Raw genomic sequence first — 15,387 nt, forward strand, 5'->3', positions numbered from 1 at the left:
CTTCTTAAAGTTATTGTTAAAGATATGTCAGCTTTCAGAGAGTTTATGGTAAAAAAATTAACGAGTATAAATCATATTGGAAGCACACATAGCATGTTTGTAATTAACGAAGTAAAGTATAGTAATACTATTAATTTCTAATTGAATTCAATTATAAATAAAGGCTTAGAGTTTTTCAACATTTTTATGTTAATACCAACTAGTTTTGCGCTAAGCTATTCTACTTTAGTTAAATTGGGTATTGGCTTTTCTGGATTTAAGCTCTAAACCAGAAGACAATGTAAAACTTATTTTGAATTATCCTTTATCTTGATTATCCAAAATACTTAAAAACTAATTTTAATAAACTCATTTTACCTTTGTAGGGTGCATACCTAAAAGAAGGATCAAACCAGTTTCCTCGTTTCACAATGGGTTTCGTGTTTGAGAAGGTATTAAAACCATGTTTACCATGATATTTGCCCATGCCACTAGCACCAACACCTCCAAATGGTAATCTGTGATTTCCAAAATGAATTAGTAAGTCATTAATTACACCACCACCAAAACTATATTTTTCAATGGTTGATTTAATAAAAGAGGTTTTGTTTGAAAAGACATAAAGTGATAGAGGTTTCTCTAGATTCCAAATAATGTGTTCAATATCTTCTTCAGTGTTATAAGTTAAAATTGGCAAAATAGGACCAAATATTTCTTCTTGCATTAATTGACTATTCAAACTAGGTTGATCAACTAAGGTGGGCGAAATGTAGCATTCGTTCACATTAATTTTACCACCAAAGACAATGTTAGAATCCTGAAGTAAGGTTTCAAGTCGTTTTGTATTGTTTTTATTGACGATCCGTGGGAAATCTAATGAATTTTCAGGATTCTCGCCATATTGCTTATTAATTTCAGTTTTTAATACAGCAATAAGATCTTCTTTGATGTTAGATTTTGCTATTACATAATCTGGTGCAATACAGGTTTGCCCGCCATTTAATAATTTACCCCAAACTAATCTTCTGGCTACAAGTTTTAAATTTACCGAATCGTCAATAATACAAGGCGATTTCCCTCCAAGCTCTAAAACAACAGGCGTTAAGTGTTTTGCTGCAGCTTGGGCAACAATTTTTCCAACATGTGTACTTCCAGTAAAGAAAATATAATCCCATTTTTGGGCTAATAATTCTGTTGATATCTCAACACCACCTTGAATAGACGTTGCTATAGTCTTAGGGAAAACGTTTTTAATTATTCGCGTAATTAATTTTGAAGTGTTTTCAGTTAATTCGCTAGGTTTTATAACAACAGTATTTCCTGCTGCTATAGCCATAATTAGAGGTTCCATAGCTAAGAGAAATGGATAATTCCATGGTGCTATTATAAGTGCAGTACCAAAAGGTTCTGGGTATAAATAATCCTTTGATGGAAACGTTAATAACGAAGATTTAATGCGCTTTGGTTTGGCCCATCTTTTAAGGTTTTTTATCGCGAAATTCAATTCAGAAATAACAATTCCAAATTCACTCAAGTACCCTTCAAATTCAGACTTTTTAAAGTCTTTATTTAGAGCACCAATAACCGCTTGTTCATTGGCAAGAATTTCAACTTTTAATGCTCTTAAGAGAGATAACCGATAATCTAAATCTTTTGTTTTTTGAGATTTAAAAAATTCACGTTGGCTACTAATTATATCTGGTATGGTATTCAATACTAAATCTTTTTTTTAAAGGTATATAAATTATCGTAAACAAGCGTTCCAAATGGCATCATTTGGTAAAGGGGCATCAATGGAAATAGATTCTTTTTTTACAGGATGAATAAATTCAATATGTCTTGCATGCAAACTTATACTTGCATCTTTATTGCTTCTATCAAAACCATATTTTAAATCGCCTTTAATAGGGCATCCTATATTTGATAATTGTACTCGTATTTGGTGGTGTCTGCCCGTTTCCAAATTAACTTCAAGCAAAAAGTAGTTATCTAATTTTTTTATGACGTTATAATGAAGAATAGCTTTTTTGCTTTCGGAAACTTCTTTTGAATGGGCTTTTGATTTATTGTTTTTCGGGTTTTTTCTAAGCCAATTTATGAGGGTATCGTCATGTTTTGGAGGTTCGTTTTTTACAATCGCCCAGTATGTTTTTTTTATTTCTTTTGAAAGGAATAATTTGTTAAGCCTAGGAAGTACTTTACTTGTTTTTGCAAAAATAACAAGACCAGTGGTAGGTCTATCTAGGCGGTGCACAGTTCCTAAGTAAACATTTCCTGGTTTGTTGTATTTGTCTTTGATATATTCTTTTACGACATCACTAAGTGGTTTATCACCTGTTTTATCACCTTGTACAATATCACCAGCTCTCTTATTTACGATAATGATATGATTGTCCTCATAGAGGACTTGTAAATTAGATTTGTTAGAACGTATTTTAGACATCTAAAAAATCTATATTAATATTTCTCAGTCTCATTAGGGAAATCGGAACTTTTTACATCATCTACATATTGCGAAATAGCGGTAGTCATATCTTCATATAAATTCATATAGCGACGCAAAAAACGAGGATTAAACTCATGAGTCATTCCGAGCATATCATGCAGTACTAAAACTTGCCCATCTACATCTGGTCCAGCTCCAATACCTATAATTGGAATACTTACACTTTCTGCTACTTGCTTAGCTAGTTTTGCTGGTATTTTTTCTAATACAATGGCAAAACATCCTACTTTTTCAAGCATTTTTGCATCTTCAATTAAATCTTCTGCTTCTTGATCTTCTTTTGCTCGTACCGTATAAGTTCCGAATTTATAAATAGATTGTGGTGTTAATCCTAAATGCCCCATTACAGGGATACCGGCGTTTAAAATACGCTTTATGGATTCTTTTATTTCACGTCCACCTTCCATTTTAACCGAATGTGCTCCGCTTTCTTTCATTATTCTGATAGCTGAACGTAAAGCTTCTTTTGGATCACTTTGGTAACTTCCAAAAGGTAAATCGACAACAACTAAACATCTGTCAATAGCGCGAATTACGGAAGAGGCATGATAAATCATTTGATCTAAGGTAATTGGTAGCGTAGTTTCATGTCCTGCCATAACATTACTTGCAGAATCGCCTACAAGAATAACATCAATACCAGCTCCATCAACAATTTTGGCCATAGTATAGTCATAGGCAGTAAGCATAGATATTTTTTCGCCATGGGCTTTCATATCTACTAATGTTTTTACGGTAACGCGTTTATATTCTTTTTTGGCTACAGACATGTTTCAATTTAGTTTAGTTATCATGTAAAAATACTAAATAAAGAAGATACTGTTAAACTTTTATTTAAAGTAAACCTTGATTGCTGGTTATCAGTTATTTTATTAAATACTATCGGCTTAATCATTTAAAGTTAATACTAACAATCTGTTAAATAAACACCAACAGCCAAACCGCCTTCTGAGGTTTCCTTATATTTAGAATGCATATCCTTTGCCGTTTCCCACATCGTGTTTACCACTTTATCTAAAGGTACTTTTACATGCTCAGGATTAGTGTCTAATGCTAGTTCTGCCGCATTTATTGCTTTTATAGCGCCCATAGCATTGCGCTCTATACAGGGTATTTGTACTAACCCACCAATAGGATCGCAGGTTAAACCTAAATGATGTTCCATAGCTATTTCAGCTGCTACTAAAACTTGCTCTGGTGTACCACCAAGTAATTCGGTTAGTGCCCCAGCAGCCATAGCTGATGACACACCAATTTCTGCTTGACAGCCTCCCATAGCAGCACTTATGGTTGCGCCTTTCTTAAAAATACTCCCTATTTCTCCTGCTGTTAGTAGAAATTTTTTAATATCCTCAAAATTACCATCATGGTTTTCGATAACAAGATAATACATTAAAACCGATGGGATTACGCCTGCACTTCCATTGGTTGGAGCAGTAACTACACGCCCTAATGCGGCATTTACTTCATTAACGGCTAATGCAAAACAGCTTACCCATTTTAATATTTGGCGGAATTTAACTTCTGTGTCTCTGATAGCATAAATCCATTCCACAGGATTTTTATATGGCGTGTTTCCTTGCAAAGTTTTATGCATATCGTATGCGCGACGCCTTACATTTAAACCTCCAGGAAGATTACCTTCTGTATGACAACCTGTATACATAGAATCGAGCATGGTATCCCAAATGCGCTTTAATTCTGCATCAATCTCTGTTTCTTTACGAATTGATTTTTCGTTTTCTAAAACAACTTCAGAAATAGATTTATTTAATGTCGAGCAAAACTGAAGTAACTCAGTCCCCTTGTCTATCGGGTAAGGAAAAGTACATTTTATTTCAAAATTTCTTTTAGAGTTTTTACGTTCTTTTTTTATAACAAAGCCACCACCAATGGAGTAGAACGTAGAAGACGTTTTTTTTCCATTACAAATTGCTGATAATTTCAGTCCGTTAGCATGAAATGGTAAAAATTTTCTATTAAAAATTATATCTGTTTTAGGATTGAATCCTATTTCTATTTCATTGTTAAAAGATAATGTGTTGGTGTTTTTTATTGCTGTAATAATTTTGTTAATCCTTTCTGTAGGGATGGTTTCTGGATTAGCACCACATAAACCAAGCATCACGGCATAATCTGTAGCATGTCCTTTTCCTGTTAGGGATAAAGAACCATAGAGGTCGACTGTGATTTTTTCAACGTTATTAAAGGTATTAGCAGTTTTAAGTTCTTTAATCCAACGTTCGGCAGCTCGCCAAGGTCCTAGCGTATGAGAACTTGAAGGACCAATTCCAATTTTTAGCATGTCGAAAACAGAGATACATTCCATAGTTGCGCAATCGTTATAGTTGGGCAAATATAGATTGTTTTTTCTCGCAAAGATGTTACGCTGAGAAAAAATAGGAGTTAGTTTAGAGATAGGTGTACGATGAATTGTAGCGGCATCCTTTTTAAGGCACGATAAAAAGACCTGCCTGCCGGTAGGTAGGTCTAGCGGAAAGCCCTACCCTTGTGGTTGCGCCCAAAAAATGACATAGGTATAGTGACTACAATCGGAGACAGCGCCAGTAAATGGATAAGAATATGACACTGTGTCAGCATTTTTGAGTTGGCATAAAGATTGACTTATACAACTTGAAATTAAAAATGAACATTCAACACATTAAAAAAATATATTATGAGTAAAATTATTGGAATCGATTTAGGAACAACCAACTCTTGCGTTTCTGTGATGGAAGGTAACGAACCTGTTGTAATCCCAAACGCGGAAGGTAAACGTACTACGCCATCGGTGATTGCATTTGTAGAAGGTGGAGAGATTAAAGTTGGTGACCCTGCAAAAAGACAAGCGGTAACAAACCCAACAAAAACAGTTTATTCTATTAAGCGTTTTATGGGGAATAAATATTCTGAGTCTAAAAAAGAAGCAGAACGTGTACCATATAAAGTTGTGAAAGGTGATAATGATACACCAAGAGTTGATATTGATGGTCGTTTATACACACCACAAGAATTATCGGCTATGATTCTTCAAAAAATGAAGAAAACTGCTGAAGATTATTTAGGAACTGATGTAACTGAAGCAGTAATTACTGTACCAGCTTACTTTAACGATAGTCAACGTCAAGCCACAAAAGAAGCAGGTGAAATTGCTGGTTTAAAAGTTAGACGTATTATTAACGAACCTACTGCAGCTGCGTTAGCTTACGGTATGGACAAAAAAGGTGTTGACCAAAAAATAGTTGTTTTTGACTTTGGTGGAGGTACACATGATGTATCTATCCTTGAATTAGGTGATGGTGTATTTGAAGTACTTTCAACAGATGGTGATACACACTTAGGTGGTGATGATGTTGATGAAAAAATTATTAATTGGTTAGCAGATGAATTTAATGCTGATGAGAACATGGATTTACGTAAAGATCCAATGTCTTTACAACGTTTAAAAGAAGCTGCTGAGAAAGCGAAGATTGAATTATCATCTTCTGCACAAACAGAAATTAACTTACCTTATATTACAGCTACTGCTAGCGGACCAAAACACTTGGTGCGCACATTAACACGCTCTAAATTTGAGCAATTAATTGACGATCTAGTAAAACGTACTATTGAGCCATGTGAAACTGCATTAAAAGCAGCTGGTTTAAGTAAAAAGGATATTGACGAAGTTATTTTAGTTGGTGGTTCTACCCGTATTCCTTCGGTACAAGCAGCCGTAGAGAAATTCTTTGGAAAAACACCAAGTAAAGGTGTTAATCCTGATGAAGTTGTTTCTTTAGGAGCTGGTATCCAAGGTGGTGTTTTATCTGGTGATGTTAAAGATGTATTACTTTTAGATGTAACACCTTTATCTTTAGGTATTGAAACTATGGGCAATGTTTTTACAAAACTTATCGAAGCGAATACAACGATTCCTACTAAGAAATCGCAAGTGTTTTCAACAGCGGCAGATAATCAGCCTTCTGTAGAAATACATGTATTACAAGGTGAGCGTGCTATGGCTGCCGATAATAATACTATAGGTCGTTTTCACTTAGATGGTATTCCTCCAGCAAGACGTGGAACTCCACAAATTGAAGTAACCTTTGATATTGATGCAAACGGAATTATACACGTGACTGCTGGCGATAAAGCGACAGGTAAAACACAGGATATTCGTATTGAAGCATCTTCTGGATTAACTGAAGAAGAAATCCAAAAAATGAAAGCTGACGCTGAAGCAAATGCAGAATCAGATAAAGCAGCTGCAGAACAAGCTCAAAAATTAAATGAAGCAGATTCTATGATTTTTCAAACGGAAAAACAATTAGAAGAGTTTGGTGATAAATTATCGGAAGAGAAAAAACAGCCAATTGTTGATGCTTTAGAAGAGTTGAAGAAAGCTTATGAATCTAAAGATTTAGAAGTTATTACTCCAGCTTTAGATAAAATAAACGAAGCTTGGAAAGTGGCCTCTGAAGAAATGTACAAAGCACAAGCTGAAGCACAAGAAGGTGGTGAAGCTCCAGGACCAGATGCTAGCCAAAACGGAGAAGCTGAAAGTAGTGACGTTGAAGATGTTGACTTCGAAGAAGTGAAATAAATTAAGGTCATACTGAACCTGTGTTCAGTGGTACAAAAAATTTAAAACGCAATCATTCATTTGGTTGCGTTTTTTTATGTGCAAACATTTTATTAATGACTAAAGTGTGTGGAAAAGTAACCGCAGCAATAAAAGAAAAGAAAATAGCATAAAATATTTTTTCTTCCTTAAAAATAACATAAACAATACCTATACCTATTAAAGACAAAACCCAATAAGGAAAAGACTTTTTACAATATTGGAATACATTTTTTTTATTAAAAGCACCATAAATAAAATTCACTTGTTCATAAAGTGATGGAATACTATGCCAAAGAATAAAATAAATGGTGAAGCCCCATATTAAAGTTGAAACTTTAAATATTATAGTAAAGATTACTAAGTAGAGTAATTCTTTTAAGAGAATGGCTTTAAAATAATCTGACTCCATAACTAAGACTATTGTAATTAAAATAAAAACAATAGAATTGGCAACGAAGGAGTAGATAATAAAAGCACTTTGTAAAGTGTGCCCTGTTATAGAAAAAACAACTTTAATGACGTCAATAGGATTCAGCACAAATAGCAATTGAAGCACCAATAAACCATATACGAAGTAAAGCGTATTTTTTAAGTACTTGGAAATATTTAATGTTCTGTATTCCCAATGTTGTTCCCCAAAATGGTAAGCACTAAAAAGAATAAAGAGAACCAATCCAGTTGACGGCAAAATATAAAATAAGATTACCGCGGCTAAAACGATAATTAAATAAGTGGCCAAGACTCTAATAAATGGATATTTCGTTTTTGTAATGGAAATGGAATGAATAAGTAAAATATCATTTGATCCATGTAAAATTCCAAAAGAAAAAATTAGTAAAAAGCCTAAAATAATCTCGAAATCACCAGAAAACATTGATGTAATCCAAAGACCCAAAAAACTAAGTAAAATTGATATATTATTAATTTTATCCATATAAAACTTAAGTATTATCAAAATTAATCAAAATTAATTGCATTATTGTATTTAGTTCGTTTAATTTTTTATACATTTGTTTCAACAAAATATTAACTAACTAACAAATATTATGAAAATGCTTTTAATTTTAACAGATGTTACCTCTAAAATGGATCCTACTGATTATGTTGGATTCACATTTTTTGTTGGCTGTATGGCTATGATGGCTGCTTCGGCTTTTTTCTTTTTATCACTTAATCAATTTGATAGAAAATGGCGAACTTCCGTACTGGTCTCGGGTCTAATTACGTTTATTGCCGCAGTACACTATTTTTACATGAGAGATTATTGGGCCGCTAATATGGAATCACCAACATTCTTCAGGTATGTAGATTGGATATTAACAGTTCCTTTAATGTGTGTAGAATTTTATCTAATCTTAAAAATTGCTGGTGCTAAGCCTTCATTAATGTGGAAAATGATCGGTTTCTCCGTGATTATGCTTATAACTGGTTACTTTGGTGAAGCTGTTTACACAGATCAAGCAGCACTTTGGGGCGCAATTTCAGGACTTGCTTATTTTTATATTGTTTATGAAATATGGTTAGGCAGTGCAAAAAAACTTGCAGTCGCTGCGGGTGGAGAAACCCTGAAAGCACACAAAATATTATGTTGGTTTGTACTTGTAGGATGGGCGATTTATCCGTTGGGATATATGCTTGGAACCGATGGTTGGTACACAAATATATTAGGATCAGGAAGCGTAGATGTTGTTTACAATATCGCTGATGCCGTAAATAAAATTGGTTTTGGTTTGGTCATTTATGCCTTAGCTGTTAGCAAACAAAATTCGATCAGCTAATTAAAAAAGAAAAGTAAATATATTTTGAAAAGCGTAACATTTTGTTACGCTTTTTTTTTGTACTTAAATTCTAGAATCAATAAAAAACACACTAATTTGCAATTTATCTATTTTTATGAAATTATATGGCATTTGCACTTTCAATTAAGAACACTTATCAACCCAAACGATTAGCAGTAAAACTAAACTCAAAAGGCGAACAGTTTGTCTTACAAGGACATCCTTGGGTGTTTTCCAATAATATCAACAAGATAAATGAAGATGCAAATTCAGGTGATTTAACGGTCATTTTCAGTAAAAATAAAAACAGAGTTGTCGGTTTAGGTTTATATGATGCCAGTTCGCCAATTCGAATTAAAATGCTTCATAGCAGCCATGAGAAAGCTGAGATTAATGCTGTGTTTTTTCAAAAAAAAATAAAAGAAGCATATAATAGGAGGCGGCCTTTATTAAAAACGAACACCAATAGTTATCGATTATTATTCGGTGAAAATGATGGTTTCCCTGGTTTGATAGCAGATGTTTATGCATCCGTTTTGGTTGTAAAAATATATTCTGAAATATGGTTACCCTATTTAGAAACCATTATCCCGAGTTTACAACAAACATCAGAAGCAGAAACTGTTGTTATTCGATTAAGTAGAAGTTTAGAAAAATCAAAGTTACATTCACTTAAAAATGGAGAAGTTGTTTTTGGTAATCTTGAGAATGAAGTTGTGGAATTTGTTGAGCACGGAGTCAACTTTGCTGCAAATGTTATTAAAGGTCATAAAACGGGTTATTTTTTAGATCATCGTGCTAACAGAAAGCAAGTAGGCGAATGGAGTATAGGAAAAACAGTATTGGATGTGTTTAGTTATGCCGGTGGATTTTCGGTGCATGCTTTATATAATGACGCTAAAGAAGTTACGAGCTTAGATATTAGTAAGCAAGCTTTGGAAATAGCTATTGAAAACGGAAAGTTGAATCGGTATTCTGGAAAACACAAAACGATTGTTGGCGATGCATTTGCGGAGCTTAGAATACTCATTAAAAATAAAGTTACTTTTGATGTTGTGGTTATAGATCCGCCAAGTTTTGCTAAACAAGCTTCAGAAATTGACCTGGCAAAAAAGAAATATGCACAATTGGCTGAGTTAGGAGAAAAACTAACAGCTAAGAAGGGTTTGTTAGTCTTGGCCTCTTGTTCATCTAGAGTTTCAGCTCAGTCATTTTTAGATATAAATAGTCAAGCCTTAGGTTCAACAAATAGACGATATAAAATTGTTTTAAAAACACAGCATGATACAGATCATCCTGTTAGTTTTCCTGAAGGTGCCTATTTAAAATGTGGCTATTATCGTTTTATTGATGAGGCTTAGTTTTTACTGTGTTATTAAATTTAACTATGTATTACATTTTATTATAATAAAAAGCGTAATCAAATAAATGATTACGCTTCTTAAGATTTATAATTTAAACTTTAAAAATTATAGGAAATTGCCATCCTCTGCTAATTTTACTCTCATAACTTTCTTACCGTTTTTAAGTTTCACTTTATATTGCTTAGAAACTTTTTCATTATTCTTATGATAATTTACGAGATACACATCTTTCTCTAAAGACCAATTTGGAAATCTTTTATAAACTGCGTTTCTAACATCTTTAGGTAATTTTACATTTTGAAATCTTTCAATTGTTCTTATAATTTCACCATTCTTGTCATATGCGGCAAGTATTTTTCCATCAGGAATGTAGAAGGATACGGTATAAGTGTCATACTCATCACCATAAAGGTCTGAGTTTTTTAAATCGTACATAGCTACATGTTCTTGTAGCATTTGAACAGATAGGTCGGTGTCTTCATTTTCAACAGCGTTCAGATATTTATAATTCACTGCTGTTATAACGACTTCAGGGAGTTGAGTAATTTGAGAATACATCCCAAAGGTCAAACAAAAAATAATTAGACTTAAAATTGATTTTTTCATGATATTAAGGTTTTAAGATTAATATTATGAAGATATATTTTTAATAAAACGCACACAATGATATCCATCAGATTAGTAGAGTTTTATTATCAATTTCGTATTGTTAAATAATTTTTAAAGGAATATGCCTATTTCATTTGTTTTAACCGTAATGGTTTGATTTTCATTTTTAAGCTTAATTTTGTATTGCTGTTTTAAGGAATCTGTTTCAATATGGTATTTAATATAATAAATATCTTCAACTATTCCCCAATTAGGAAATCGCTTTGAAACCGCTTGCATAACTACTAAAGGCAATCTTACATTATTATATTTTTCAATAGTTCTTATAATTTTTCCATTTATATCATAAGCAGCAACTATTTTTCCTTCAGGAACATAAAAAGAAACACTGTAAGTATCGTGTTCATCATCGTAAAGATTAGACTTTTCTATATTTTTATAATTAAGAACTTCGTCTTCTAACTTTTTAACCCGTTCTGGCACATTGTCAATATCTATAGCATCTAAATACTTGTAATTTACTGTGATTAAAGTTTCTGGTAATTCGACTGTTTGAGCACTGATTTGGATGGTTAATCCAAAAATAAATAAACCTAAGATTAATTTTTTCATAATAGATTATTATTGATTTTAAAATACTAAAATTAAATATGCGTGCATAATAAAAAAATGATATATATCATGTAACCAGGTATTTATGAATATTTTCTATTCAATTTTCGTAACTAATTGATTGTTAGTTATTATGCATGCATAATATTTATAATATTTATTATATTTGCTGAAATCAATTTAAATCCATGGAAACTAAACTTACCAAACTCCTTAACATTAATTACCCTATAATTCAAGCACCTATGTTTTTGGTTTCAAATGTTGCCATGGTGAAAGAAGCGATGCATGGCGGAATTGCAGGTTGTATTCCGGCATTAAACTATAGAACATTAGATGAGTTACGTATTGCTTTACGAGAGCTAAAAGTAGCTAAACCAGAAGGAGGATCTTTCGGTTTTAACCTTATTGTAAACAAATCAAACGTTAAGTATAAAGGGCAATTAAAAGTAATTTGTGAAGAAGGTTGTGACTTCATAATAACGTCTTTAGGGAGTCCTGAAGAAACCATAAAGCAATCACATAAAGTTGGTATTAAAGTGTTTTGTGATGTTACCGATTTAAAATTTGCTAAAAAGGTTGAGAGTCTAGGTGGTGATGCTATCATAGCAGTGAATAATGAAGCAGGAGGACACCGTGGAAACCAAACACCTGAGGCGTTGATTAAAGAATTAAGTTCTCATTGTAATATTCCAGTAATTTCGGCAGGAGGCGTTGGTTGTAAATTAGATATTGATGAGATGCTAAGTTATGGCGCAGAAGGTGTTTCAGTAGGAAGTCCTTTTATAGCCTCGGAAGAAGCTGGTGTTACAGACGATTATAAACAAGCCTGTGTAGAATATGGTGCTAAGGATATCATTATGACCGAACGTATTTCGGGAACACCATGTACGGTCATTAATACGCCCTATGTTCAGAAAATAGGAACGAAACAAACGTGGATAGAATCTGTTTTAAATAAGAATAAAAAACTCAAGAAATGGGTAAAAATGGTACGCTTTTCAATAGGTATGAATGCCACTAAAAATGCCGCTACAAAAGCTACTTACAAAACAGTTTGGGTAGCGGGCCCAAGTATAGAACACACCAATAAAATATTACCTACTAAAGCTATAATTAAACGTTTAGTTAGTTAACTAGCGCTACCTCTTTTTGCTTATCATTTCTCTTTTTGCCTACAAATAGACTTAAAGTAGTACTTGCGACTAAACCACCAATAGTAGTTGCTACCATTTCACCGGTATCAAAACGTTCATCTTGGCCAACATCAATACATTCTTTAGTTGCACCAACTAAAGCAGACATGCCCAAACTATACCAAAAGGCTTTTTTCTTGTTTTTTGTTTTAAGATAAACAGCAGTATAAGTTCCGCTCGAAATTACAAAACCACCACCCAAGTGTAATTTGTCATCTCCAGAAACAAATTGTGCGCTACAAAAACTAGTGAACGATAAGGCTAATGCTAATACAAATGTCTTCATCATTAAAAATTATTTTAAAGCACAATTTTAAATAATATTTATAACTCTTGGCATAGTTATGTGATGAATAACCTTTTTATTTGGTTCAAGGTGCTGAATTGATTCATTTGGATTTTAAAATTGCTAAATTTGATTGTCAGTATATTGAGTATCTTATGAAATTTCCAACAATGGGGCAGATGCTTAAAGATCAATTAGGGTCACAAGACGAACCAGAATCTAGAGACGCTATGATAAAACGCTATAAATCGGATTTGTAAACATATCACAGAATAGTATGGTTATACATAATTTATTGTACGATAAAAAACACTTTCCAAAATTTTAGGAAGTATTTTTTGTTGAAAACCTTTTGTAGCTTTCATTTTTAATTAAATAAGAAAATCCTAATTGTTCTTATCTGAGGATATAAATCATTGAAACGGATTCATATCCTGATCGTTTTGATTATGCTTCACAAAACCATTTGAATTTTCAAAGATGTCTTAATCAAGCTGCGTTAATCTATTCAATAGCTTTTTAAGGTAAAACCAAAAGTTAAAATATTATCTTCTCGTTTTTGGTTTTCTATCACGACACTTTCGAATGTATGAAGGTAGTTGATTTTAAAATTTAAAAATTCCCAAATGGGCAGTTCTAACCCAGCATCTGCTTGCCAACGAAAATTATTGCTTTGCTCAAGAGAAGGCTGAAAGTAAAATTCATGATTTACAATTACTTTCTTTTTAAACAAATGATATTTACCATTTACCCAAATGGTGCCACGGAAGGTATTGAGAGATTTGTTTCCATTATACTCTGAAAGGTTAAAATTACCTTTACCAAAATCTGTCTGTTCATATTCACTTGAAATCGCAAGTTTAAGCCAATTGTTTTTTTTGTTCAGAATTTGATAAGTAACTCCGGCGCCTAACAGATAACGCAGGTTAATTTCTCTTCGAAAATTAGTGCTTACAAAACCCAATAATAAGGGATATATTTTTCGCTCAGGATTAAAATATAAAAAGTTGAGACTTAAAATATCTTCATCAGCCTTTTTCTTTCCAAACTCTTGATAAACATAGGAATTTTTAGTTTTGAAAACCCATTTCTTTAAAGGTTTAAAACTTAAATCTGATTTTGCTCTAAATATCAAAGTTTCTACATTTCCGCCCTGATAAAACCCAGTTAAAGAAAGGTTTGCTTTTAAGTTAAGCGTGTCACTTTCGTTAATTTGGGCTGAAAGAAAGATGGGTAAAAACAAGAAATAATACAAGATTTTTTTCATTCTATTTCGCTATAAAATTACTTTTTTATCAGATGCCTAGATATACTTTATTTATGAACTATAAACGGTAGGTTTATTAAAGATTTTATTCAATCTAGATTCAAGACAAAAGGACATCACGAGCTAATTAATCTGCAAAAATATTAAAAGTTTAGCTTTTTTATAGCTTTAAATTCACTTTGTATTTTGAGTATTATAAAGGTCTTAATATTGCAAATTTAAAGTGAGTATGAATATATAAACTTAAGCTGCATAATATTAATTACTAGCGCAAGCCTAATTGCAAAAATCCTTATCTATGTTCTACCTATCTGCTGCAAGCAGGTTTGATTTTGCTACATTAGGAGCTTACATCATGAATCTGAAATATAACTGATATGAACACCTATTAAAATTCTTTAAAAACAGTGTTTTTAATACCATCCCATTCTTCTGCCAAAATACCATAACAATATGCCCTTCGTTTAAAACCATCTAAAACCCTTTGCATGTATTCTTTTAAATTTTCTGACGTATCAATTTTTCTGGGAGAGTATTGCACTAGTTTTTTTGTTGGACAATATCCAATAGCTGCTTATAGTTTTCTAAATTTAAAGGCGTGATTTCAACATGGTTGTTTTCAAGTTTTGGTGTATTCATACTAAATTATTAATCAAGGCTACATTCATTTCGTGTTTACCATCAAACATCAAAACATGCAATTGATCTTTAAATAAATCATGTGCTTTTTGTGTTTCAGATGTAAGACGATCTTCGATTAAATATTCATCATGTGTACCACAAATTAAACTCACTTTAGCATTTGAAAATGCAAAGTCTTCGGCCTGTAATTCTTTTGGAATACCTCCGGAATGCATAACCAGTTGGTCGCATTGTATTTGCCGTTTCGCTACATAGCGCAAAGCAACACTAACACCTTGGGAATAACCGAACATAATTAAATTAACATGGTCTGGAATGTTTTCAGCTTCAAAAATGGCATCAAAATTATGCATGACGTTTTCTGTAGCCTTTGCTGTGGCTTCTTTTGTTAACCAACTTGCTCCAACGTGTTTAAAACCAGATTTCATATAGTATTTGCTAGCTGCTTGTGGCGCAATGATATAATTTTCGTCTGTATTTAATCCTCTAAAATATTTTAAAAAATACCGACTTAAATAACCCATACCATGACAAACAAACCAAAC

General features: G+C 32.6%; 16 protein-coding genes. 5 read left to right on the top strand and 11 right to left on the bottom strand.

Translation table 11 applies throughout. The annotated features are described in order from the left end of the window. Window positions 1–141 (top strand): Lrp/AsnC ligand binding domain-containing protein (locus QZ260_RS04740; protein ID WP_295983374.1); only part of this gene is annotated, 141 nt, incomplete at its 5' end. 172 nt (window positions 142–313) lie between these two features. Here QZ260_RS04740 and QZ260_RS04745 read toward each other — a convergent pair. From QZ260_RS04745 to QZ260_RS04760, 4 genes are all read right to left on the bottom strand, one after another. After that, entirely contained in the window at window positions 314–1,693 is a 1,380-nt protein-coding gene (locus QZ260_RS04745; RefSeq protein ID WP_295983344.1) for an aldehyde dehydrogenase, read from the bottom strand. A gap of 30 nt (window positions 1,694–1,723) precedes the next feature. Then, complete coding sequence (locus QZ260_RS04750) at window positions 1,724–2,422, bottom strand: RluA family pseudouridine synthase (RefSeq protein WP_295983345.1); 699 nt, start codon at window positions 2,420–2,422, stop codon at window positions 1,724–1,726. Window positions 2,423–2,436: 14 nt separating this feature from the next. After that, window positions 2,437–3,255, bottom strand: coding sequence for a 3-methyl-2-oxobutanoate hydroxymethyltransferase (gene panB / locus QZ260_RS04755; RefSeq protein ID WP_295983347.1), 819 nt, complete (start codon window positions 3,253–3,255; stop codon window positions 2,437–2,439). Window positions 3,256–3,392: 137 nt separating this feature from the next. After that, entirely contained in the window at window positions 3,393–4,814 is a 1,422-nt protein-coding gene (locus QZ260_RS04760; RefSeq protein WP_295983377.1) for an L-serine ammonia-lyase, read from the bottom strand. Between the two features lie 348 nt (window positions 4,815–5,162). On the opposite strand from QZ260_RS04760, the gene dnaK reads away from it, so the two are divergent. Further along, complete coding sequence (gene dnaK, locus QZ260_RS04765) at window positions 5,163–7,067, top strand: molecular chaperone DnaK (protein ID WP_295983348.1); 1,905 nt, start codon at window positions 5,163–5,165, stop codon at window positions 7,065–7,067. A gap of 52 nt (window positions 7,068–7,119) precedes the next feature. Here the strand turns inward: dnaK and QZ260_RS04770 are convergent, their stop codons facing one another. After that, window positions 7,120–8,022: a Brp/Blh family beta-carotene 15,15'-dioxygenase gene (locus QZ260_RS04770; RefSeq protein ID WP_295983351.1), complete on the bottom strand. Its 903-nt coding sequence runs from the start codon at window positions 8,020–8,022 to the stop codon at window positions 7,120–7,122. Between the two features lie 112 nt (window positions 8,023–8,134). On the opposite strand from QZ260_RS04770, the gene QZ260_RS04775 reads away from it, so the two are divergent. Both QZ260_RS04775 and QZ260_RS04780 read left to right on the top strand, forming a co-directional pair. Next, on the top strand, window positions 8,135–8,866 hold the full coding sequence (locus tag QZ260_RS04775) for a bacteriorhodopsin-like (RefSeq protein WP_295983352.1): 732 nt from the start codon (window positions 8,135–8,137) through the stop codon (window positions 8,864–8,866). A 125-nt stretch (window positions 8,867–8,991) separates the two neighbouring features. Beyond that, window positions 8,992–10,227, top strand: a complete 1,236-nt coding sequence (locus QZ260_RS04780) for a class I SAM-dependent rRNA methyltransferase (RefSeq protein WP_295983355.1) — start codon at window positions 8,992–8,994, stop codon at window positions 10,225–10,227. Window positions 10,228–10,335: 108 nt separating this feature from the next. Here the strand turns inward: QZ260_RS04780 and QZ260_RS04785 are convergent, their stop codons facing one another. Together QZ260_RS04785 and QZ260_RS04790 are read right to left on the bottom strand one after the other, a co-directional pair. After that, a complete protein-coding gene (locus QZ260_RS04785) occupies window positions 10,336–10,788 on the bottom strand; it encodes a nicotinate-nucleotide adenylyltransferase (protein WP_295983357.1) in 453 nt (150 codons plus the stop codon). 162 nt (window positions 10,789–10,950) lie between these two features. After that, window positions 10,951–11,451, bottom strand: coding sequence for a nicotinate-nucleotide adenylyltransferase (locus QZ260_RS04790; protein WP_295983360.1), 501 nt, complete (start codon window positions 11,449–11,451; stop codon window positions 10,951–10,953). A 188-nt stretch (window positions 11,452–11,639) separates the two neighbouring features. Here QZ260_RS04790 and QZ260_RS04795 point away from each other — a divergent pair, with 188 nt between their 5' ends. Further along, on the top strand, window positions 11,640–12,587 hold the full coding sequence (locus QZ260_RS04795; protein ID WP_295983362.1) for a nitronate monooxygenase: 948 nt from the start codon (window positions 11,640–11,642) through the stop codon (window positions 12,585–12,587). Here the strand turns inward: QZ260_RS04795 and QZ260_RS04800 are convergent. The 4 genes from QZ260_RS04800 to QZ260_RS04815 all read right to left on the bottom strand — a co-directional run. Then, window positions 12,580–12,936, bottom strand: coding sequence for a hypothetical protein (locus QZ260_RS04800; RefSeq protein ID WP_295983364.1), 357 nt, complete (start codon window positions 12,934–12,936; stop codon window positions 12,580–12,582). The two genes, QZ260_RS04795 and QZ260_RS04800, sit on opposite strands and share 8 nt — an antisense overlap. A gap of 505 nt (window positions 12,937–13,441) precedes the next feature. After that, a complete protein-coding gene (locus tag QZ260_RS04805; protein WP_295983366.1) occupies window positions 13,442–14,200 on the bottom strand; it encodes a DUF481 domain-containing protein in 759 nt (252 codons plus the stop codon). A 388-nt stretch (window positions 14,201–14,588) separates the two neighbouring features. Next, window positions 14,589–14,741: a hypothetical protein gene (locus QZ260_RS04810; RefSeq protein WP_295983368.1), complete on the bottom strand. Its 153-nt coding sequence runs from the start codon at window positions 14,739–14,741 to the stop codon at window positions 14,589–14,591. A 94-nt stretch (window positions 14,742–14,835) separates the two neighbouring features. Next, window positions 14,836–15,387, bottom strand: a 552-nt coding sequence (locus QZ260_RS04815; protein ID WP_295983372.1) for an esterase, incomplete at its 5' end; no start/stop codon positions are given.

It is taken from the genome of uncultured Algibacter sp. (assembly GCF_905480415.1).
Taxonomy (GTDB): Bacteria; Bacteroidota; Bacteroidia; order Flavobacteriales; family Flavobacteriaceae; genus Algibacter_B.